The sequence below is a fragment of the Oerskovia merdavium genome, from assembly GCF_014836755.1.
In the GTDB taxonomy this organism is placed as follows: Bacteria; Actinomycetota; Actinomycetes; order Actinomycetales; family Cellulomonadaceae; genus Oerskovia; species Oerskovia merdavium.
On sequence record NZ_JACSQF010000011.1, the window covers coordinates 151,566 to 172,009 of the forward strand.

Annotated in this window: 20 protein-coding genes and 1 riboswitch; of the genes, 14 read left to right on the forward strand and 6 right to left on the reverse strand. The window is 73.5% G+C overall.

What is annotated here, in order from left to right:
* Positions 1-8: 8 nt before the first annotated feature.
* Both H9641_RS12135 and H9641_RS12140 read right to left on the reverse strand, forming a co-directional pair.
* Entirely contained in the window at positions 9-365 is a 357-nt protein-coding gene (locus H9641_RS12135) for a hypothetical protein (RefSeq protein ID WP_225220364.1), read from the reverse strand.
* 233 nt (positions 366-598) lie between these two features.
* Positions 599-1,426, reverse strand: coding sequence for a HEAT repeat domain-containing protein (locus H9641_RS12140; RefSeq protein WP_191804065.1), 828 nt, complete (start codon positions 1,424-1,426; stop codon positions 599-601).
* Between the two features lie 151 nt (positions 1,427-1,577).
* Between H9641_RS12140 and H9641_RS12145 the strand changes: the two genes are divergently transcribed.
* Together H9641_RS12145 and thiD are read left to right on the forward strand one after the other, a co-directional pair.
* On the forward strand, positions 1,578-1,916 hold the full coding sequence (locus H9641_RS12145) for a hypothetical protein (RefSeq protein ID WP_191804067.1): 339 nt from the start codon (positions 1,578-1,580) through the stop codon (positions 1,914-1,916).
* A 79-nt stretch (positions 1,917-1,995) separates the two neighbouring features.
* A riboswitch (TPP riboswitch) is annotated at positions 1,996-2,096 on the forward strand.
* Positions 2,088-3,677 (forward strand): bifunctional hydroxymethylpyrimidine kinase/phosphomethylpyrimidine kinase, encoded by a 1,590-nt coding sequence (gene thiD, locus H9641_RS12150; protein ID WP_191804070.1) that lies wholly within the window; start codon positions 2,088-2,090, stop codon positions 3,675-3,677. It overlaps the preceding riboswitch by 9 nt.
* Positions 3,678-3,741: 64 nt before the next feature.
* On the opposite strand, the gene H9641_RS12155 is transcribed toward thiD, so the two are convergent.
* From H9641_RS12155 to H9641_RS12170, 4 genes are read right to left on the reverse strand one after another with little or no spacing between them, the layout of a single operon-like run.
* Positions 3,742-4,014, reverse strand: a complete 273-nt coding sequence (locus H9641_RS12155) for a hypothetical protein (RefSeq protein WP_191804072.1) — start codon at positions 4,012-4,014, stop codon at positions 3,742-3,744.
* Positions 4,011-5,006 carry a quinone oxidoreductase family protein gene (locus H9641_RS12160; protein WP_191804074.1) on the reverse strand — a complete coding sequence of 332 codons (996 nt, stop codon included), beginning with the start codon at positions 5,004-5,006 and terminating at the stop codon, positions 4,011-4,013. The genes H9641_RS12155 and H9641_RS12160 overlap by 4 nt, the downstream gene beginning before the upstream one ends.
* Before the next feature lie 26 nt (positions 5,007-5,032).
* A complete protein-coding gene (locus tag H9641_RS12165; RefSeq protein WP_318244550.1) occupies positions 5,033-5,935 on the reverse strand; it encodes an ABC transporter ATP-binding protein in 903 nt (300 codons plus the stop codon).
* Positions 5,925-6,611: a FadR/GntR family transcriptional regulator gene (locus tag H9641_RS12170; RefSeq protein WP_191804076.1), complete on the reverse strand. Its 687-nt coding sequence runs from the start codon at positions 6,609-6,611 to the stop codon at positions 5,925-5,927. Before H9641_RS12170 ends, H9641_RS12165 begins: the two co-directional genes overlap by 11 nt.
* 189 nt (positions 6,612-6,800) lie before the next feature.
* Here H9641_RS12170 and H9641_RS12175 point away from each other — a divergent pair, with 189 nt between their 5' ends.
* The 12 genes from H9641_RS12175 (at position 6,801) to tyrS (ending at position 20,040) form a co-directional block, all read left to right on the forward strand.
* The gene (locus H9641_RS12175) at positions 6,801-8,717 is read left to right on the forward strand and encodes a 2-isopropylmalate synthase (RefSeq protein ID WP_225220365.1); all 1,917 of its coding nucleotides are present in this window, start codon (positions 6,801-6,803) and stop codon (positions 8,715-8,717) included.
* Between the two features lie 67 nt (positions 8,718-8,784).
* Positions 8,785-9,156, forward strand: coding sequence for a VOC family protein (locus tag H9641_RS12180; RefSeq protein ID WP_191804078.1), 372 nt, complete (start codon positions 8,785-8,787; stop codon positions 9,154-9,156).
* A 38-nt stretch (positions 9,157-9,194) separates the two neighbouring features.
* Positions 9,195-10,271 (forward strand): N-acetyl-gamma-glutamyl-phosphate reductase, encoded by a 1,077-nt coding sequence (gene argC / locus H9641_RS12185; protein ID WP_191804080.1) that lies wholly within the window; start codon positions 9,195-9,197, stop codon positions 10,269-10,271.
* Positions 10,268-11,464, forward strand: a complete 1,197-nt coding sequence (argJ, locus tag H9641_RS12190) for a bifunctional glutamate N-acetyltransferase/amino-acid acetyltransferase ArgJ (protein WP_191804082.1) — start codon at positions 10,268-10,270, stop codon at positions 11,462-11,464. The genes argC and argJ overlap by 4 nt, the downstream gene beginning before the upstream one ends.
* Positions 11,461-12,441: an acetylglutamate kinase gene (argB, locus tag H9641_RS12195; protein WP_191804084.1), complete on the forward strand. Its 981-nt coding sequence runs from the start codon at positions 11,461-11,463 to the stop codon at positions 12,439-12,441. Before argJ ends, argB begins: the two co-directional genes overlap by 4 nt.
* Positions 12,438-13,862: an acetylornithine transaminase gene (locus tag H9641_RS12200; RefSeq protein WP_191804086.1), complete on the forward strand. Its 1,425-nt coding sequence runs from the start codon at positions 12,438-12,440 to the stop codon at positions 13,860-13,862. The genes argB and H9641_RS12200 overlap by 4 nt, the downstream gene beginning before the upstream one ends.
* Positions 13,863-13,864: 2 nt before the next feature.
* Positions 13,865-14,815, forward strand: coding sequence for an ornithine carbamoyltransferase (gene argF, locus H9641_RS12205; RefSeq protein ID WP_191804088.1), 951 nt, complete (start codon positions 13,865-13,867; stop codon positions 14,813-14,815).
* The gene (locus H9641_RS12210; protein WP_318244551.1) at positions 14,812-15,351 is read left to right on the forward strand and encodes an arginine repressor; all 540 of its coding nucleotides are present in this window, start codon (positions 14,812-14,814) and stop codon (positions 15,349-15,351) included. The genes argF and H9641_RS12210 overlap by 4 nt, the downstream gene beginning before the upstream one ends.
* 263 nt (positions 15,352-15,614) lie before the next feature.
* Complete coding sequence (argH, locus tag H9641_RS12215) at positions 15,615-17,087, forward strand: argininosuccinate lyase (protein ID WP_191804090.1); 1,473 nt, start codon at positions 15,615-15,617, stop codon at positions 17,085-17,087.
* A gap of 7 nt (positions 17,088-17,094) precedes the next feature.
* Positions 17,095-17,736: a uridine kinase family protein gene (locus H9641_RS12220; RefSeq protein ID WP_191804092.1), complete on the forward strand. Its 642-nt coding sequence runs from the start codon at positions 17,095-17,097 to the stop codon at positions 17,734-17,736.
* A 174-nt stretch (positions 17,737-17,910) separates the two neighbouring features.
* Complete coding sequence (locus H9641_RS12225) at positions 17,911-18,543, forward strand: DNA-3-methyladenine glycosylase (protein WP_225220406.1); 633 nt, start codon at positions 17,911-17,913, stop codon at positions 18,541-18,543.
* Between the two features lie 237 nt (positions 18,544-18,780).
* On the forward strand, positions 18,781-20,040 hold the full coding sequence (gene tyrS, locus H9641_RS12230; RefSeq protein WP_191804096.1) for a tyrosine--tRNA ligase: 1,260 nt from the start codon (positions 18,781-18,783) through the stop codon (positions 20,038-20,040).
* Positions 20,041-20,444 lie beyond the last annotated feature (404 nt).

Here is a 20,444-nt window from a genome sequence, read left to right on the forward strand (position 1 = left end):
TCAGCCCGTCAGGAGTGACGGCGTCCGCGGGAGGCCCCGAACGGCCCGCCCACGAACAGCCCCAGGCCGAGCACGAACCCGAAGTCGTACCAGTTCCCGTTGTTGTGGACCTCGTAGATGTTCACCGTGTCGGTGAACAAGGAGATCACGAACGTCACGGGCACGATGATGCCCTGCCACAGACCGAGCCAGAACCCTGCGGGACTGCCGTCCGCGGTGGGGGTGCCGACGTCGGGGTTGGGCCCAGGGGCGCAGGCCGCGAGCGCCAGCGCGGCGAGGACCAGTGCTGCGGCGAGGGCGACGCGTCGGCCTCGTGGTGACGTGCGCGCGGTGCGGTGGGACGTGACGTCCTGCGTCGGGTGCATGGCCGACCTCCTCGTGGCTGGACCGGACGGTCGCCACCAGCATCCGCCGTGCCGCGCCCCGGCTCAACCGCAGGCTCGCCTCCGCCACCCGGCGCAGGCGCTGACCGCGAGTCGCTGCTGCACCTGGCCGGGCGGCCTCGGCACGACGTGGAGCGCCTCGTGGTGCGCTCCACCATGACGTTCGTCGCGGTCCTGCTCCGACCTGTCGTCGGGGCGGGCCCGAGGCTCCGCGGTCAGGTCGTGGGGCGTGTGCTCGTGGTGTCCGCCGCACGGACGCGGCGCACGCGTTGCCAGGTCTTCAGGGCACTGCGTGCTGCGCTCGCGACCGTGCTTCCGTTCGCGATGGCCGCGGTCTCCTCCGCAGGGTCTGCTGCGACGACGAGCAGCGGCTCGTGGACCAGGTCGCTCCCGGTGCGCCCGAGGGCACGGACCGCCCAGTACCGGGTTCTGGTGTCCGGACTGGCGGCCTGGTCGAGGAGCCAGGTCGTCTGGTCGGGCTCGATCGCGCCCAGGGCGTTCGACACGTAGCCCAGGAGCGCGAACCGAGGCTCGACGAGCTCGCGGCGCAGCCCGAGCGCGGCCCCGGACCCGCCGAGGTCGGCAAGGGCAGCGGCCGCGCTCTCCCGGACGCGGTGGTCCGTGTCGCCGAGAACGTCGACGAGTGTCGGCACGGCCTCGTGCGCCCCCAGGACGCCGAGCACCTCGCAGCCGACCGTCCGCTCGTAGGCGACGTGGGAGTCGAGCAGGGCGAGGGCGTAGGGCACGGCTCCCCGGAAGCCCGCGCGTCCGCAGGCTGCCGTGAGGTACCAGGGTGCCGACACCCCGTTCTCGAGGGCGCGCAGCATCGCCGGCTCGAGCGACGCGTCGGCGAAGGCGTAGAGACGGTTGAGAGTCCGCTCGAACGTGCTGATCGGGAACCGCTCGAAGTGCAGCACGACGTCGCGCAGGGCGTCGGCTGCCTCCCGGTCGCCGGCCAGGGCTCGTCCGGCGGCGGCGTCGACAGCGTCCTCGTCGACCGCGGGATCCGGGTCGAGGAGCTGGGCGAGCAGGTCGTCGGTCATCGCGAGGCCGAGCCGCGCGACGGACGCGGGTGGACGAGAACGCAGCGAACCATGGGGCGAGCATAGGGGCCGGCCGACCGCCGGGCTTTCTCCCAGCGGGTCCGCTACGGTGGTCGCACCGACGTCGACGACGACCACCGAGGTGACCGCCATGCCCCGCCGCACCGTCCTGCTCGCCGGAGCCGTGGCGGCGTCGTGCGGCTCCCTGGCGCTGGCCGCCGCGCTGGGCGCGACCGGGCCGGTCGCGATCCCGCCGCAGGGGCCGTGGATCGTCGGGGTCGACGCGTGGCCCGACGGGATCGACGTCTGCATCGAGGACCCTGCGGTCGAGTACGCCGTGACACCGCTCCCTCTGCCGCCGCTCCCGACGACGGTCGCTTTCGTCCCCGGCGCCGTCCGCGAGGACGTCGAGCGGGTCGTGACGTGCCTGGACCGGTACGTCCCGCTGTCGAGCATCGACGTGATGACCGTGCCGGCCGGGGTCTCGTAGGCGCCCCCCGCTGATCCGCCCCCGGGCGACACCTGGTGGTCTCCGCCGACCGTCCGGTCCGGGTGCCCGCTATCCTTCCCCCGAAGACACGGGGTGCCCGCTCCCACGAGCCGGGCTGAGAACACACCCGTCGAACCTGATCTAGCTAGCACTAGCGAAGGGATGTCGGCAATGTCGCTTGCTGCCACCACACCTGTCCTGCCCCGACCCGAACCCGCGTCCAGCACCGCACGAGAACGCGTCGGGTCGCCCGGGGCCGAGGCCTCCCGCCCCCGCGTCCTGTCCATCGCGGGCACCGACCCGACGGGAGGCGCCGGGATCCAGGCCGACCTCAAGGCGTTCGCGGCGCACGGCGCGTACGGCATGGCGGTCACGACCGCCCTGGTCGCGCAGAACACGCACGGCGTCCGCACGGTCCACGTCCCGGGCGCGGACTTCCTGACCGAGCAGCTCGACGCGGTCTCGGACGACGTGGTGATCGACGCCGTGAAGATCGGCATGGTCGCCGACGAGGCCAACGCGCGTGCCATCGCGACGTGGCTCGGCCGGGTGCGTCCGCCGTTCGTCGTGCTCGATCCCGTCATGGTCGCCACGAGCGGCCACCGCCTCCTCGACGAGGGGGCCGAGCAGGCGGTGCGCGACCTGGTAGCGCTCGCCGACCTCGTGACCCCAAACCTCCCCGAGCTGGCCGTCCTCCTGGGCGAGCCGGCCGCGACCACCTGGCCGGACGCCCTCGCCCAGGCGAGGCGCCTGCACGTGGCGAGCGGCGCCGTCGTGCTCCTGAAGGGTGGTCACCTCACAGGGGAGGAGTCGCCCGACGCGCTCGTGGGGCCCGACGACGTCACGACCTTCTCCGCGCCCCGCGTCGACACCGTGCACACCCACGGGACGGGGTGCTCGCTGTCGGCTGCGGTTGCGGCGCTCCGACCCCGGCGCGACGACTGGGCGGGCGCCGTGCGCGATGCGAAGACCTGGTTGACCGGCGCGCTGCGGGCCGGGGGAGCGTTGACGGTGGGCACGGGCCGCGGACCCGTCGACCACCTGGCGCACCTGCCCACGCTGGGCCTGCGGGCGTTCTCCGAGGAGGCCTGGGAGCGGATCGCGGGCTGGCGCGAGGCCGTCGAGGGCATGGGATTCGTGCGGGCGCTCGCGGACGGGAGCCTCGCCGTCGAGGACTTCGGGTTCTACCTCGCGCAGGACGCCGCGTACCTCGCCGAGTACTCGCGCGTGCTGTCGCGGGCGAGCCAGCTCGCGCCGACGCCCGAGGCCCGGCAGTTCTTCGCGGGCGCGGCAGTCGAGTCGCTCGAGGTCGAGCAGACGCTGCACCGTGACTGGTTGGGCGAGCACGCCGGGATGGACCGGGGGGCGGTCGAGAGCGTCGACCCTTCTCCCGTGACCGCCGCCTACACCAACCACCTGCACGCGGCGTCGAACGGGTCGTACGCCGAGACCGTCGCGGCGCTGCTGCCGTGCTACTGGCTGTACGCGTACATCGGCGACGTCCTGGTGCGCCGGGCGGGGGACCTCGACGGGCATCCGTACGCGCGCTGGATCTCGCTCTACGGCGACCCGGCCTTCCAGGAGGCGACGCGCACCGCGTGCTCGTTCGCCGACGAGGCCGCGCGCTGGGCCTCGCCCGCCGAGCGCGAACGCATGCTCCGCGCGTTCGAGCTGTCCTCGATGCACGAGTACCTGTTCTTCGAGCAGGGGATCGACCGGCCGACCTGGCCCGAGGCGCCGGTCGGGGGCGCCGAGAAGTGAGTAGATGCCCCTGATCCGGGGGGACCGGGGGCATCTGCTCACTTCTCGGCGCGAGCGGCCGTCCTCACGCGCTCGTCGTCCCACCGTCCGGGTACGAGCAGTCGTACCCGGGCGGCCACCAGCGCCACGACGTGCTGACCTCGTTCGACGACACCCCCTCGGGGCGCTCGGTGACGCACTGCGCACGCATCTGGTCGAGCCCGACCGTCAGGTAGTAGACCGCGAGCACGCCCGTGAAGACGACCATGAGGACGGTCAGCGCCAGGCGCAGGCGGCGGTCCGTGCGCCGGGTGGGTTCGTCCTCGCCGGGGCGCGGCGGCACCCAGTCCCAGCTCACGAGGCGGCGCTCGGGACGAGCAGGACCTTGCCCGTCGTCGCGCGGCCCTCGAGCGCGCGGTGCGCGTCGGCCGCACGGGCGAGCGGGAACGTCGCGCCCACGCGCACGTCCAGGTCCCCCGAGGCGACGAGCGCGAAGATCTCGTCGGCGCGCTCGATGAGCTCGGCGCGCGTCGCGGTGTAGTCGTCGAGCTTGGGACGCGTCGTGAACAGCGACCCGCCCTTGTTGAGGCGCTGCAGGTCGAACGGAGGTACCTGGCCCGAGGACCCGCCGAACAGCACGAGCATGCCGCGGCGGCGCAGCGACGCGAGCGACGCCTCGAACGTGTCCTTGCCGACCGAGTCGTAGGCGACCGCGACACCCCGGCCGCCCGTGAGGTCGCGCACGATCGCGGGCAGCTCGGTCGTGAGGTCGTCGAGCTCGGCGTAGTTCACGACGTCGGCCGCCCCGGCCGCGCGCGACAGCTCGGCCTTGGCCTCGGTCGAGACGGTCGTGATGACGCGCGCGCCGCGGCGCACCGCGAGCTGGGTCGCGAGCAGCCCGACGCCGCCGGCCCCCGCGTGCAGCAGGACGTCGTCCCCGGGCTGGACCGGGTAGGTCGAGGTCACGAGGTAGTGCGCCGTGAGCCCCTGGAGGGCCACGGCCGCCGCGAGCCGGAGGTCGACCGACCCGGGGACCGGGATCGCGACGTCCGCGGGGACGATCACCTGCTCGGCGTACGAGCCGGACGCGTTGGTCCAGGCGACGTGGTCGCCGGGCTCGAAGTCCGTGACGCCCGGGCCGACCGCCCCGACGACGCCCGCGCCCTCGGTGCCGACCACGTGCGGGAACTCCATCGGGTAGACCCCCGCCCGACGGTAGGTGTCGATGAAGTTGACCCCGGCCGCCGCGACGTCGACGAGGAGCTCGCCGGGGCCGGGGACCGGGGTCGGGAGCTCGACGAGCTCGAGGACGTCGGGGCCACCTGCCTGGAGTGCCTGGATCGCGCGCATGGGGTCAGCCTAGGCGGGACGTCGGCTCAGGCGGTGGCCGGACCCGCCGAGGCCCGCCAGCGTCCGTGGCGGCGCTCGACGTGGATCGGGTGCGCGAAGCAGCGCGAGACCGCCTCGGAGGTCAGGACCTCGTCCGCACGGCCGGACGCGGAGACCCGCCCCGGCGCGAGCAGCAGCGCGTGGCTCGTGGACCTGGGCAGCTCCTCGAGGTGGTGGGTCACGAGGACCGAGGCGACCTCGGGGTGCGCGACCCGCACCGCGTCGATCGTCGCGAGGAGCTGCTCGCGCGCCGCGACGTCGAGCCCTGTGCTCGGTTCGTCGAGCAGCAGCAGCGCGGGGTCGGCGACGAGCGCCCGGGCGATGATGGTGCGACCGCGCTCTCCCTGCGACAGCGTGGTCCACGGCTCGTGCTCCTTGCCGCCCAGCCCCATGTCGGCAACGAGGGCGCGCGCCCTGTCGACCTCGGCCCTGGTCGGCTCCCAGCGCTGGCGCCAGTCGATCGTCCCGGTGATCCCGGTCAGGACGACCTCCTGGATCGTGAGGGGCGTGCGCAGCGGGTGGCGCGGGTTCACGTGGCCGATCCGGCGGTGCAGCGTCTGGACGTCGACGCGCCCGAGCGTGTGCCCCAGCACGTCGACCCCACCGCGCGTGGGGTGGTTGCGCGCCGCGCACAGGCTGAGGATCGTGCTCTTGCCTGCACCGTTGGGACCGACCAGCGCCCAGTGCTCGCCCGCGCGGACCGTGAGGTCCACGTGCTCGAGGATCGTGCGGCCGCTGCGGACGAACGCGACGTCGCGCATCGCCAGCACGACGGCGGCGCCCGCCTCGGCCGTCGAGGCACCCGGGGGAAGGGCCACCCGGGCGTCGCCGGGCGCCGGGCGCGGAGGCGTCACGGTCCCGGGTGCGGCGGAGGCGGTGTCAGTGCTCACGGGTGACCTTCTCGTGGACGGAGTCGAGGTGCCGGCGGCTCGTCGCGGCGGCGCGGTCGGCGTCGCGGTCGCGGACGGCGTCGAGGATCGCCTCGTGGGCGTCCTGGTCGTGCCGGTGGCGCTCGCCCGCGCCGTCGAGCTCGATCATGTCGACCATCGCCCGACGCAGGCGCGGGACGAACGTCGCGAACAGGTCGGTCAGGACCGCGTTGTGCGCGGCGTCGACGACCGCGCGGTGGAAGACCAGGTCGGCGTCGACGTACTCCCGGGCGCGCGCGGTCGGGGAGACCTCGCCACGGCCCGCGAGCGCCCGGGCCATCGCGCGGAGGTCGGCCGGGGTGCGGCGGGTCGCGGCGAGCCGGGCGGCCTCGGTCTCCAGGGCGCCGCGGACCTCGAGCACGTCGACGATCTCGCCGCGCCGCAGGACCTCCTCCCAGTCCTCGCTCGCCTCGGCCCGGACGACGTACACGCCCGAGCCCTGGCGGCTCTCGAGCACCCCCCTGCCGGCGAGCTGGCGGACGGCCTCGCGCACGGTCGAGCGCCCCACGCCGAGCTCGTCGGCGAGCGCCTGCTCGCCGGGCAGCTTGTGGTCGAGCGGCCAGGTGCCGGTGCGGACGCGGTCGAGCAGGAGCGCGGCGGCCTGGTCGGCGAGGGGGAGCCGGCGGAGCGTGGGCATGGGAGTCAACCTCTCAGGTTGTCTGAGGACTTTATCGCCGCTAGCGTACCTCCCATGTCGTGGAGCGCACTCCTTCTTGGTCGCCGCGGCGGGGCCTGAGCCGACCGGCTCCCCGCCGTGGGGAACTGCCGTGCGCCGGTCGGACGCCGCCTGCCGCGCACCGCGCGGCCCGCACCAGGAGACACGACCATGACCACCAGCCCGTTCCCCACGCTGCGCACCCCCGACGGCGCACCGGCCCCCGGCCGGCCGGCGTGGAATCGCCAGCGCGCCTCGCGCATGCCCTCGCACCGTTACCAGGACGTGTTCTCGCGCGTCGCCGTGCCGCTCACGGACCGCCTGTGGCCCACCCGCCGCCTCACGTCGGCACCGTTGTGGGTCCCCGTCGACCTGCGCGACGGCAACCAGGCACTGACCGAGCCCATGGACCCCGCCCGCAAGCGCCGCTTCTTCGAGCTGCTCGTCGCGATGGGGTACACCGAGATCGAGGTCGGCTACCCGTCGGCCTCGCAGACCGACTTCGACTTCGTCCGCCTGCTCGCCGAGACGGACCTGGCCCCCGAGCACGTCACGATCGTGGTCTTCACGGCCGCCCGGGCGGACCTGATCGCCCGGACGTTCGAGTCGGTCCGCGGTCTGCGCAACCCTGTCGTGGTGCACCTGTACACCGCGACCGCCCCGACCTGGCGCGACGTCGTGCTGGGCAGGGACCGGGCCGAGCTCTCGGACCTGATCGCCGCCGCGGGCGCCGAGGTCCTGCGGCACGCGGGCGACGACCCGCGCGTGCGCTTCGAGTTCTCGCCCGAGGTCTTCAACCTCACCGAGCCCGACTACGTGCTCGAGGTCTGCGCGCGCATGACGACCCTGTGGGACGCGACGCCCGAGCGGCCCGTGATCCTCAACCTCCCGGCGACGGTCGAGGTCGCGACGCCCAACGTCTACGCCGACCAGATCGAGCACATGCACCGCAACCTCGACCGGCGCGACGCGGTGATCCTGTCCGTCCACCCGCACAACGACCGCGGCACGGGCGTGGCGTGCGCCGAGCTGGCGGTCCTCGCGGGCGCGCAGCGCGTCGAGGGCTGCCTGTTCGGCAACGGTGAGCGCACGGGCAACGTCGACCTGGTGACGTTGGGACTCAACCTGCACGCGCAGGGCGTGGACCCAGAGATCGACTTCTCCGACGTCGACGAGATCCGGCGCACGGTCGTGGACTGCAACCGGATCGATGTGCACGAGCGCCACCCGTACGCGGGCGACCTGGTGCACACGGCCTACTCCGGGACGCACCAGGACGCGATCCGCAAGGGTCTCGCGCGCCATCGCGCTGATGCGCGAGCGGCGGGCCTCGACCCTGCGGACGCCCCCTGGAAGGTGCCGTACCTGCCCGTCGACCCTGCCGACGTCGGGCGCTCGTACGACGCCGTGGTGCGCGTCAACAGCCAGTCCGGCAAGGGGGGCATCGCCTACCTGCTCGAGTCCGCGTACGGGCTCGAGCTGCCTCGACGGCTCCAGGTCGACTTCGCGCGCCGCGTGCAGGAGCACGCGGACGGCAGCGGGGGAGAGGTGACGGCGGAGGGCTTGTGGCGCCTCTTCGAGGAGGCGTACGTCCTGCCCGACGGCGGAGGTCGCCAGGTCGTGCCGCTCGCCTGGTCGGTCGCGCGGCCGGGCGAGACGGACGACGGCGGCGAGCGCCTCGACGTCGTGCTGTCCGTGGAGGTTGAGCGGGTCGAGCGGTCCGCGGTCGGTGCGGGACCCGTCGACGCGCTCGCGAGCATCCTGGCCGGGCTGGGGCTCCCGGTCGAGGTGCTGGGGCTGACGCAGCAGTCCGTCACCGCGGGCAGCGACGCGGGGGCCGTGACCTACCTGGAGCACCGTGCCGCGGACGGCTCGGCGGCGTGGGCCGTGGGAGGGACGCGTCGGTGCTGGGCGCGAGCGTGCGGGCCCTGGTCGCGGCGGCGAACCGCTCCTGATCCGCTCGCGCTCGACCTGCCGGCCGTCGGGGGCCGGCAACGACGTCTCGAGCGCGGCTCGCCTGGAGGCCGAAGGCCGCCTCGGGGCCGCCGACGGCCGGCCCACCCGACGTGCCCAGAGGCCAGCGGCTGACGGGCCACCACCTCTGGCGCGGTCCGCGGCTCCGTCCGGTGTCGGTACCCCGTGGCACGCTGCCTGCATGGCTACCCATGCGCATGGCATCCATCACTCGATCGACTACCTCGAGCTGTCCGTCACGGACATGGCCGAGGCGCAGTCGTTCTACGCCGAGGCCTTCGGGTGGGAGTTCGTCCCCTACGGTCCGGGGTACGCGGGCTTCCGCACCGCGGCCGAGGAGGGGGAGGCAGAGGCGGGTGGTCTGGCGCTCGCCGACCAGGTCACACGGGGTGGCCCGCTCGTCCTGCTCTTCTCCGCGGAACTCGACGAGTCGCTCCTGCTGGTCCAGGACGCGGGCGGAGAGATCCTCGAGGGACCGTACGACTTCCCCGGTGGGCGGCGGTTCCACTTCCTCGACCCGAGCGGCAACGAGCTGGGCGTCTGGGGTCGGTAGTTCCCGATTCGACTGCATAACTATGTATAGTTCTGCATATGACGATCACAGTGGCGGTTGCCGGGGCTTCCGGGTACGCGGGAGGGGAGATGCTCCGGCTGCTGTCCGGGCACCCCGAGGTCCAGGTCGGTGCGCTCACGGCGCACTCCAACGCGGGGTCGGTCCTCGGGCTGCACCAGCCGCACCTGCGATCCCTCGCGGACCGCGTGCTGCTGCCGACGAGCGTCGAGCACCTGGTCGGCCACGACGTCGTCGTGCTCGCGCTGCCGCACGGCGCGTCGGGTGAGATCGCGGCGCAGCTGCCCGACGACGTCCTGGTCCTCGACCTCGGCGCCGACCACCGGCTCTCCTCGGCCGCGGACTGGACCGCGTTCTACGGGTCCGAGCACGCGGGCACCTGGCCCTACGGGCTGCCCGAGCTCCTGATCGCCGAGCAGACGGGCGCCGGGGTCGAGTACACCAAGCAGCGCGAGGTCCTGGCGGGCGCGCGCCGCATCGCCGTCCCGGGCTGCAACGTCACGGCCGTGACCCTGGGCCTGCAGCCCGGCGTGGCCGCGGGCCTCCTGGACCCGGTCGACGTCGTCGCGGTCCTCGCCAACGGGTACTCGGGCGCGGGCAAGTCCCTCAAGACGCACCTGCTCGCCTCGGAGGCGCTCGGCTCGGCCCAGCCCTACGCCGTGGGCGGCTCGCACCGGCACATCCCCGAGATCGCGCAGAACCTGCGCTCGGCAGGCGCAGCCGAGGTGACCATCTCGTTCACCCCCACCCTGGTGCCCATGTCCCGCGGCATCCTCGCGACCGCGACGGCGCGCCTCGTTGCGGGCCACGAGGACCTGAGCGTCGACGCCCTGCGCCAGGCCTACGAGCAGGCGTACGCGGGCGAGCCGTTCGTCCAGCTCCTGCCCGAGGGGCAGTGGCCCACGACGGCCATGACGCTCGGCGCCAACACGGCCCTGGTCCAGGTCGCGATCGACCGCGCCGCGGGCCGCGTCGTGACCGTCACCGCGATCGACAACCTCGTCAAGGGCACCGCAGGCGGCGCCGTCCAGTCCATGAACATCGCCCTGGGTCTGCCGCAGACCCTGGGGCTCACCACCGAAGGGGTCGCACCGTGACCGTCACCGGACCGCTCGGCTTCCGGGCCGCAGGAGTCGTCGCCGGGCTCAAGTCCACCGGCAGCAAGGACGTGGCCCTCGTCGTCAACGAGGGGCCGCTCGACGTCGCCGCGGCCGTCTTCACGACCAACCGCGTGTTCGCGGCCCCCGTCGCGTGGTCGCGCCAGGCCGTCGCGGACGGGATCGCGCGCGCCGTCGTCCTCAACTCGGGTGGCGCCAACGCGTGCACCGGCCCCGAGGGCTTCGCCGACACGCACCACACGGCCGAGTACGTGGCCGACCTCCTCGAGGTCTCCGCGGGCGACGTCCTGGTCTGCTCGACGGGACTCATCGGCGAGCGCCTGCCCATGGACAAGCTCCTCGCGGGCTGCGACGCGGCGGCAGGGGCGGCCGACGCCGAGGGCGGCCCCGACGCGGCCCTCGCGATCATGACGACCGACACGGTCCCCAAGACCGTGCTCGTCACGCGCGAGGTGCGCGACGAGCACAGCGTCGACGGCGCCTCGAGCTGGTCGGTGGGCGGCATGGCCAAGGGGGCGGGCATGCTCGCTCCCGGCCTCGCGACCATGCTCTGCGTGCTGACGACCGACGCCGTGGTCGACGCCGCGACCGCCGACGCCGCGCTGCGCGCCGCGACGGCCACCACGTTCGACCGGGTCGACTCGGACGGCTGCATGTCGACGAACGACACGGTGATCCTCCTGGCCTCCGGTGCGTCCCAGGTGCCGGTGTCCCTCGAGGAGCTCACGGCGGCCGTGACCGAGGCGTGCGCGGACCTCGCCCGCGCCCTGGTCGCGGACGCCGAGGGCGCGAGCCACGACATCGCGGTCGTCGTGAAGAACGCGAGCGACGAGACCGCGGCGCTCGCGGTCGCGCGCGCCGTGACGCGTTCGAACCTCTTCAAGGCCGCGGTGTTCGGCAACGACCCCAACTGGGGCCGGGTGCTCTCGGCCGTGGGGACCGTCCCCGAGGACGTCGCGCCCTTCGACGCGCTCGAGCTCGACGTGTCGATCAACGGGGTCCAGGTCTGCCGGGCCGGGGGAGTGGGCGAGCCGCGCGAGCTCGTCGACCTGGCCTCGGCACGCGAGGTGCACGTCGAGATCGACCTGCACGCGGGCGACGCGCAGGTCACGGTCTGGACCAACGACCTCACGCACGACTACGTCCACGAGAACAGCGCGTACTCCTCATGAGCACCCCGACCTCCGAGGACGTCGTGTTCGACACCCGCACCGACCTGACCCCCGGCCAGAAGGCCGAGGTCCTGCTGGAGGCCATGCCCTGGCTCCAGGAGTTCCGCGGCGCGCTCGTGGTCGTCAAGTACGGCGGCAACGCCATGATCGACGACGAGCTCAAGGCCGCGTTCGCGCGCGACATGGTGTTCCTGCGCCAGGTCGGCCTGCACCCCGTGGTCGTCCACGGCGGCGGCCCGCAGATCTCCGCGATGCTCGCGCGGCTCGGCATCGAGAGCGAGTTCCGCGGCGGGCTGCGCGTCACGACCCCCGAGGCCATGGACGTCGTCCGCATGGTCCTCACGGGCCAGGTCTCGCGCGAGCTCGTCGGGCTCATCAACGCGCACGGGCCCTACGCGGTGGGGCTCTCGGGCGAGGACGGCGGTCTGCTCCAGGCGCAGCGCCGGCACGCGATGGTCGACGGCGAGCCCGTCGACGTCGGCCTGGTCGGAGACGTCGTGGAGGTCCACCCGTCCGCGGTCCAGGACCTGCTCGACGCCGGGCGCATCCCCGTCGTCTCGACCATCGCCCCGGACCTCGACGACCCCACCCAGGTGCTCAACGTCAACGCCGACACGGCCGCCGCGGCGCTCGCTGTCGCGCTCGGAGCCAAGAAGCTCATCGTCCTGACCGACGTCGAGGGCCTGTACACCTCGTGGCCGGACAAGACCTCGCTCGTCAGCCAGATCACGCGGACCGAGCTCGCCGCGCTGCTGCCCTCGCTCGAGGCCGGCATGGTCCCCAAGATGGAGGCCTGCCTGCGCGCGGTGTCCGGCGGGGTCCCGCGCGCGACCGTGATCGACGGCCGCGTGGCCCACTCGGTCCTCCTGGAGGTCTTCACGACGCGCGGCAACGGGACCATGGTCGTCCCGGACCCGCTCTCGTCGAGCACCACGACGCCCCCCACCGCCCACGTCACCTCGCAGGAGCAGGCATGAACGGCACGACCGGCGAGATCTCGCCGACCACCTCGGACAGCGTTGCCGACCCGGCGGCCACGGGCGTCGAGGGCGCTCCGGGCCGCGAGGGCACCGCGGACACGACCCTGACGGGACCGGGCAGCGTCGCGCAGTGGACCGAGCGCTACACGCACGCGGTCATGGACACGTTCGGCGCCCCGCAGAAGGTCCTGGTCCGCGGCGAGGGCGCGTACGTGTGGGACGCCGACGGCAAGCGTTACCTCGACCTGCTCGCGGGCATCGCGGTCAACGCCCTGGGGCACGCGCACCCCACGCTCACCGCGGCCGTCAGCGCCCAGCTGGGCACGCTCGGGCACGTGTCGAACTTCTTCGGCACGCCCACCCAGATCGCGCTCGCCGAGCGCCTCCTGAACCTCGCCCAGGCCCCCGAGGGCTCGCGCGTGTTCTTCACCAACTCGGGCACCGAGGCCAACGAGGCCGCCTTCAAGATGGCGCGCCGCAACCGTGACGGGGCCGCCGGCCCGGGCACGCGGACCAGGATCCTCGCGCTCGAGGGCGGCTTCCACGGCCGCAGCATGGGCGCGCTCGCCCTCACCTCCAAGGCTGCGTACCGCGAGCCGTTCGAGCCCCTGCCCGGTGGCGTCGAGTTCGTGCCGTTCGGCGACCTGGTCGCGCTCGAGGAGGCGTTCTCGGACGAGGCCGTCGCCGCGCGCGGCGAGGTCGCCGCGCTGTTCGTCGAGCCGGTCCAGGGCGAGGCGGGCGTGCGCCCGCTCCCGCCGGGCTACCTGGTGGCCGCACGCGAGCTGACCGCGTCGTCGGGCGCGCTGCTGGTCCTCGACGAGGTCCAGACGGGCGTGGGGCGCACGGGGACGTGGTTCGCGTTCCAGCAGCAGGAGATCGGCGGGGGCGTCGTGCCCGACGTCGTCACGCTCGCCAAGGGGCTCGGCGGCGGGTTCCCCGTGGGAGCCGTCGTGGCGTTTGGCGAGCGGGCCGCGACCCTCCTGGGACGGGGCCAGCACGGCACGACCTTCGGCGGAAACCCTGTCGCCGCGGCGGCGTCGCTCGCGACGCTCGCCGTGATCGAGCGCGACGGCCTGCTGGCCAACGTGCGGGCCGTCGGCGAGCAGCTGCGCGAGGGGATCGCGGCGTGCGGCAACCCCGTGGTCGCGGGCACGCGCGGCCACGGCCTGCTGATCGCCGTCCAGCTCTCGGCGCCCGTCTCCGCCGAGGTCGCGCGCCTGGCCCTCGATGCCGGGTTCATCGTCAACGCCGTGCAGCCCGACGCGATCCGCCTCGCCCCGCCCCTGATCCTGACCCGTGACCAGGCGAGCGAGGTCGTCGCGTTCTTCGCGGGCCTGCCTGCCGACCTCACTCGACGCGTACCCACCCCCACCCCCACCCCCGCCCCCACCGCCTCCGCCACGCCTCCGAAGGGCTGACAGTGACTGCCTCGACCGCCCCCGTCCGACACTTCCTGCGCGACGACGACCTCACCCCCGCCGAGCAGCGCGAGGTCCTCGAGCTCGGCCTCGGATTCCGCGAGGACCGTTTCATCCGCACGCCCCTGCGCGGCCCCCAGGCCGTGGCGCTCATCTTCGACAAGCCCTCGACCCGGACCCGCGTGTCGTTCTCGGCGGGGGTCGCCGAGCTCGGCGGGTACCCGCTGACGATCGACGGCGCGACGAGCCAGCTCGGTCGCGGCGAGCCCATCGCGGACACCGCCCGGGTCCTGGACCGCCAGACGTCCGCGATCGTGTGGCGGACCTTCGGCCAGGAGCGCATCGAGGAGATGGCGCGGGTCGCGAGCGTCCCGGTCGTCAACGCGCTGACCGACGAGTTCCACCCGTGCCAGATCCTCGCCGACCTGCTGACGGTCGCCCAGCTGCGCGGCGGCGTCGGCGCGCTGGCCGGCACGTCGCTCGCCTACCTGGGCGACGGGGCCAACAACATGGCCCACTCCTACCTCCTGGGCGGCGCGACCGCGGGCATGCACGTGCGCATCGGCGCACCGGCGCAGTACCTGCCGGACCCGGCGATCGTCGCCGACGCCGAGCGCATCGCGCGCGAGACGGGCGGCTCGGTCCTGGTGACGACCGACGCGCTCGAGGCCGCGCGGGGCGCCGACGTCGTCGCGACCGACACCTGGGTCTCGATGGGCGACGAGGCGAGCGCCGCCGAGCGCGAGCTGCCGTTCGTGCCGTACCAGGTCAACGCCGAGGTCATGGCCGTGGCGGCCCCCGACGCCCTCGTGCTCCACTGCCTGCCGGCCTACCGGGGCAAGGAGATCACCGCCGAGGTCATCGACGGTCCGCAGTCGGCCGTCTGGGACGAGGCCGAGAACCGCCTGCACGCCCAGAAGGCGCTGCTGACCTGGTTGCTGGAGCGATCGTGACGACCGGGGGCCTGGGACCGGGCAGCGTGCCGACCACCAAGGCAGCACGTCACGCGCGCATCGCACAGCTCGTCGCGCGGCACGAGATCCACTCGCAGGCCGAGCTGGCCAAGGCGCTCGCGGAGGACGGCGTGAGCGTCACGCAGGCGACACTCTCGCGCGACCTGATCGAGCTGCGCGCCGAGAAGGTCCGCAGCGCCTCGGGCTCGCTGGTATACGCGGTGCCGGGGGAGGGCGGGGACCGCTCTGTCCAGGTCGCGAACGACGCCGAGTACGTCGCCGCCCGGCTCGCGCGCCTGTGCGGCGAGCTCCTGGTCTCGGCCGAGGCCTCGGGCAACCTCGTGGTGCTGCGGACCCCGCCGGGGGCGGCGCAGTACCTGGCCTCGGCGATCGACCACTCGGTGTTCGTCGGGGTGCTCGGCACGATCGCGGGCGACGACACGGTCCTGGTGATCTCGCGCGAGGTCGACGGCGGCGAGGAGATGGCCGCGCGCTTCCTGGCCCTGAGCAACCCGGTCGGGCCGTCCGCCTCCTGACGTCCGACGGCCTGCGGGCTGACAGACTGTGACAGGACACCAGAGGCCGTGACGCGCACGGGGCCGCCTGCCGCACCCGCGTCCGCACGGCCGCACTCGCACGACAGACAGACACGAACGACCCTGCCGACGACGAGGGCGACCCGCTCGCCCGGTCGCCGGCGGGGAGAACCCTCGAGGTCCTCGGCCGACGGCCGGGGCCTCGGCCGCCCGCGACGAGACGTCCGGGAGCGGCATCGACCTCGGTACCGGGAGCCTGAACCATGAGTGACGACCTGAACGACAACACCCCCGCGCCCGGGGACGAGCAGCCGGCGGCCGCCGCGCCTGCCGCCCCGGTCAGCCTGTGGGGTGGCCGCTTCGCCGGTGGCCCCGCCGAGGCGCTGGCGGCGCTGTCGCAGTCGACGCACTTCGACTGGCGGCTCGCGCAGCACGACATCGCAGGATCCCGGGCGCACGCCAAGGTCCTGGCCGCGGCCGGCCTGCTCGACGAGGACGAGCTCACGGCGATGCTCGAGGCGCTCGACGTGCTCGCGGCCGACGTCGAGTCGGGGGCCTTCCTGCCGGTCCTGGCCGACGAGGACGTGCACACGGCCCTCGAGCGCGGGCTCATCGAGCGCGCGGGTCCGGAGCTGGGCGGCAAGCTGCGCGCGGGCCGCTCGCGCAACGACCAGATCGCGACGCTCGTACGCTCGTACCTGCGCGAGGAGGCCCGCGCGATCGGTGTCCTGGTCCTGGACGTCGTCGACGCCCTGATCGAGCAGGCCGAGGCGCACCCGGGGGCGCCCATGCCGGGGCGCACGCACCTGCAGCACGCGCAGCCCGTGCTGCTCGCGCACCACCTGCTGGCGCACGCGTGGCCGCTGCTGCGCGACGTCGACCGCTTCATCGACTGGGACGTGCGTGCGGGGCGTTCGCCGTACGGCTCGGGCGCCCTCGCGGGCTCGTCGCTGGGGCTGGACCCGGCAGCGGTCGCGGCGGACCTGGGCTTCGACGGTCCGGTCGAGAACTCGATCGACGGCACGGCCTCGCGCGACGTGGTCGCGGAGTTCGCGTTCGTGTCCGCGATGCTGGGTGTCGACCTCTCGCGCTTCGCGGAGGAGATCATCATCTGGAACACCAAGGAGTTCGGTTTCGTCCGCCTGGACGACGCCTACTCCACGGGGTCCAGCATCATGCCGCAGAAGAAGAACCCGGACATCGCGGAGCTCGCACGCGGCAAGGCGGGGCGCCTCATCGGCGATCTGACGGGCCTGCTGGCGACGCTCAAGGGCCTGCCGCTCGCGTACAACCGCGACCTGCAGGAGGACAAGGAGCCGGTGTTCGACCAGGTCGACACCCTCAAGGTCCTGTTGCCCGCGTACGCGGGCATGGTCCGCACGCTGACGTTCGACACCGAGCGCATGGCGTCGCTCGCGCCGCAGGGCTTCTCGCTCGCGACGGACGTCGCGGAGTGGCTCGTCCGTCAGGGCGTGCCGTTCCGCGTGGCGCACGAGGTCGCGGGGGCGTGCGTGCGGGTGTGCGAGGAGCGCGGCATCGAGCTGTGGGACCTCTCGGACGCGGACCTCGCGGAGATCTCGGAGCACCTCACGCCGGGGGTCCGGGACGTGCTGACGGTCGAGGGCTCGCTGGCCTCGCGCGACGCCGTCGGGGGCACCGCGCCCGCGCGCGTCGCGGAGCAGCTCGAGGAGGCGAAGGTCCGCTCGGCGGAGTACCGCTTCTGGGTCCAGGGCTGAGGCCTGCATGAGCGTGAGTGCTGAGGTCCTCGCGGACCTCGTTTCCCGCGCGCACGACGGCGCAGCCCGCCTCGGCGCGGGACGTCCGGCAGGTCCGGGCGTCCCCGTCGGGCCGGGGTGCCGTCTGGTCGTCGTCGACGGCCCGGCCGGTTCGGGCAAGACGACGCTCGCGGCGCAGCTGGGCGAGGCGCTGCCGGCGCAGGTGGTCCACATGGACGACCTGTACGAGGGCTGGACCGGGATGACCGCGGGGACCGGGCGGCTCGTCGAGCAGGTGCTCGGCCCGTTGTCGCAGGGCAGGCCGGGGTGCTACCAGCGCTACGACTGGACGCTCGGTGACTTCGCGGAGTGGCACGACGTGCCCCTGGCCCCGTTCCTCGTCGTTGAGGGGTGCGGGGCCGGGGCCCGCAGGATCGCCGACCTGACGACGCTGCTGGTGTGGGTCGAGGCCGACGACGAGATCCGCCTCGCCCGGGGGATCGCGCGCGACGGCGACGACGCGTACGACGCCTGGATCGACTGGATGGTCTCGGAGCGTGAGGTCTACGCGGTCGAGGGGACGGCCGAGCGGGCCGACGTCGTGCTCGACGGCTTCGGGGAACCGGTGCTGCGACCCGACCGGGCCGCCGGAGGCGTCGCGGACGTCTGAGGCGACGACCGTCCCGGGCGTGCTCCTGAGTCGGTCGGTGGGAAGCACCCCCGAAACATGCGGGGCGTAGATTGCGGGGGAGACCCGCGCCGAGCCAGGGAGGCCACCGTGCCCGATCCCCTCCGATCCAGCACCGCCGACCTCCGCCCCGTGCAGGATCCGGACGGACCCGTCCTGGACGTGCCGGCCCGGGGCTGGTTCGGGCGGTCGAGCCTCGAGGTCGCGCGGGACCTGCTCGGGTCGTCGATCACGCACCGCACGCCCGAGGGCACCGTCACGGTCCGCCTCACCGAGGTCGAGGCCTACGACGGCGAGCGCGACCCGGGCTCGCACGCCTTCCGGGGGCGCTCCGAGCGCAACCGGGTCATGTACGGCGAGCCCGGTCACCTCTACGTGTACCGGCACCTGGGCCTGCACCACTGCGTCAACGTGGTGTGCGGGCCGCTCGGACAGGCGTCGGCGGTCCTGCTGCGGGCGGGCGAGGTGACCGACGGCGTCGAGCTGGCCAGGGCGCGTCGTCTGGCGGTCGGGGTGTGCGACTCGGACCGGCAGATCGCGCGGGGGCCCGCCCGGCTCGCGGTGGCGCTCGGGCTCGACCTCGACCACTACGGGCTCGACGTGACGGACGTGGCGGGCGACGTCGTCGTGCACCGGGACACGCGCACGCTGCGGCCCGCGATCGCGACCGGACCACGTGTGGGCGTGAGCGGCGACGGGGGAGACGCGAGCGTCTACCCGTGGAGGCTGTGGCTCACCGGCGACCCGACGGTCTCCGCCTACCGTCCCGCGTATCGCCGGACGCGCTGAGGCCTGCGTCCGGCGCGGGCCGGACGGCCCCGCTCACCCCCGGGCGCCGCCCCGGACAGCGACGCCGATCGCGATCCAGCCCGCCCGCGTGCGACGCGCGGCGTCCACGGAGCAGGGGAAGTCGGTGCTCGGGGGCGGGACACGGCAGACTAGGACATCGGGCGTGCGCCGGGACGGACGGCGCCCCCGATCCACGCCCTGCGCCGCACCGCGCGCGGGCACGACGAAGGAGATGCAGTGAACGACGTTCTCGACGAGTTGCAATGGCGAGGCCTGGTGGCGCAGTCCACCGACGAGGCCGCGCTGCGTGCTGCGCTGGCCGAGGGACCCGTCACGTATTACTGCGGCTTCGACCCGACCGCGCCGAGCCTGCACCACGGTCACCTGGTCCAGCTCATCCTGCTGCGCCACCTGCAGCTCGCCGGGCACCGGGCGATCGCGCTCGTCGGCGGTGCCACGGGCATGATCGGTGACCCGCGTCAGTCGGGAGAGCGGATCCTCAACACCAAGGACACGGTCGCGGAGTGGACCGAGCGCCTCAAGTCGCAGGTGTCGCGCTTCCTCGACTTCGAGGGCGACAACCCGGCGCGCATCGTGAACAACCTCGACTGGACGGCCGAGCTCACGGCGATCGACTTCCTGCGGGAGATCGGCAAGCACTACCGCCTGGGCACCATGCTGGCCAAGGACACCGTGGCGCGCCGCCTGAAGTCGGACGAGGGCATCAGCTTCACCGAGTTCAGCTACCAGATCCTGCAGGGCAACGACTACCTCGAGCTCTTCCGACGAGAGGGCGTCACGCTCCAGACCGGCGGCAACGATCAGTGGGGCAACCTGCTCTCGGGCGTCGAGCTGATCCGCAAGGCCGAGGGCGCGTCGGTGCACGTCCTGACGACCCCGCTCATCACCAAGGCCGACGGGACCAAGTTCGGCAAGACCGAGGGCGGCGCCGTGTGGCTCGACCCGGACATGATGAGCCCGTACGCGTTCTACCAGTACTGGGTCAACGCGGACGACGCCGACGTGGTGGGCTGGCTCAAGATCTTCACCTTCCGCACCGCGGAGGAGATCGCCGAGCTCGAGCGTGCGGTCGCCGAGCGCCCCGCGGCGCGCGAGGCGCAGAAGGCGCTCGCAGCCGACGTCACCACGCTGGTGCACGGTGCGGCAGCGACCGAGGCAGTCGTCGCCGCGAGCCAGGCGCTGTTCGGACGTGGTGACCTGGCCGCGCTGGACGCGGGCACGCTCGCCGCGGCCGTGGCCGAGCTCCCGCGCACGACGGCGGCTGCCGGCGACGCGGTCGTCGACCTTCTGGTCGGGTCGGGTCTGGTGGCGTCGAAGGGCGCCGCACGTCGTGCGATCGCGGAAGGCGGCGCGTACGTCAACAACGTCAAGGTGACCGAGGAGGACGCTGTCCTCGGCGCGGACGACCTGCTCCACGGACGGTTCGCCGTCCTGCGTCGCGGCAAGCGGACGCTGGCGGTCGCGGCTGCCGCGTAGGGCCGTGACGAGCGGGGCCCGGTGAGCTGTCGACCGGGCCCCGCAGGCTTCCCTGGCGCGGGAGCGCGCCGCGTGGGCGCTGCGGTGACGGGCGTCACGACGGCGCGGTTTGACCTTCCTGGCAACCTCCACGTAATGTTCTGGATGTCAGCCCGACAGGGAGGAACAGACACCACTGCGAAGCTCCTCGGAGCCGCCGCGAAGTGGCTGGTCCCGCAGGCTGGCTCCTCCAAGAAGTTCAGATCCTCGATCTGGCGTCTCGTGAGGCAGATCAGCAGAGAACGTCTCCGCCTCGGCGGTAGACACGGACTCTCCGGTCTGGTAAGGTAGAGAAGTTGCCCCGAGTGAAGGCCTGGAAACGGGTTGGAGTCGGTGCGTGTCGGTTGCTTGAGAACTCAACAGTG

What these genes read in the sequence shown, in the direction of transcription:
- H9641_RS12135 (WP_225220364.1), bottom strand. Translation starts at nt 365, where the DNA reads ATGCACCCGACGCAGGACGTCACGTCCCACCGCACCGCGCGCACGTCA.
- H9641_RS12140 (WP_191804065.1), bottom strand. Translation starts at nt 1,426, where the DNA reads ATGACCGACGACCTGCTCGCCCAGCTCCTCGACCCGGATCCCGCGGTC.
- H9641_RS12145 (WP_191804067.1), top strand. Translation starts at nt 1,578, where the DNA reads ATGCCCCGCCGCACCGTCCTGCTCGCCGGAGCCGTGGCGGCGTCGTGC.
- thiD (WP_191804070.1), top strand. Translation starts at nt 2,088, where the DNA reads ATGTCGCTTGCTGCCACCACACCTGTCCTGCCCCGACCCGAACCCGCG.
- H9641_RS12160 (WP_191804074.1), bottom strand. Translation starts at nt 5,006, where the DNA reads ATGCGCGCGATCCAGGCACTCCAGGCAGGTGGCCCCGACGTCCTCGAG.
- H9641_RS12170 (WP_191804076.1), bottom strand. Translation starts at nt 6,611, where the DNA reads ATGCCCACGCTCCGCCGGCTCCCCCTCGCCGACCAGGCCGCCGCGCTC.
- H9641_RS12175 (WP_225220365.1), top strand. Translation starts at nt 6,801, where the DNA reads ATGACCACCAGCCCGTTCCCCACGCTGCGCACCCCCGACGGCGCACCG.
- H9641_RS12180 (WP_191804078.1), top strand. Translation starts at nt 8,785, where the DNA reads ATGGCTACCCATGCGCATGGCATCCATCACTCGATCGACTACCTCGAG.
- argC (WP_191804080.1), top strand. Translation starts at nt 9,195, where the DNA reads ATGACGATCACAGTGGCGGTTGCCGGGGCTTCCGGGTACGCGGGAGGG.
- argB (WP_191804084.1), top strand. Translation starts at nt 11,461, where the DNA reads ATGAGCACCCCGACCTCCGAGGACGTCGTGTTCGACACCCGCACCGAC.
- H9641_RS12200 (WP_191804086.1), top strand. Translation starts at nt 12,438, where the DNA reads ATGAACGGCACGACCGGCGAGATCTCGCCGACCACCTCGGACAGCGTT.
- argH (WP_191804090.1), top strand. Translation starts at nt 15,615, where the DNA reads ATGAGTGACGACCTGAACGACAACACCCCCGCGCCCGGGGACGAGCAG.
- H9641_RS12220 (WP_191804092.1), top strand. Translation starts at nt 17,095, where the DNA reads ATGAGCGTGAGTGCTGAGGTCCTCGCGGACCTCGTTTCCCGCGCGCAC.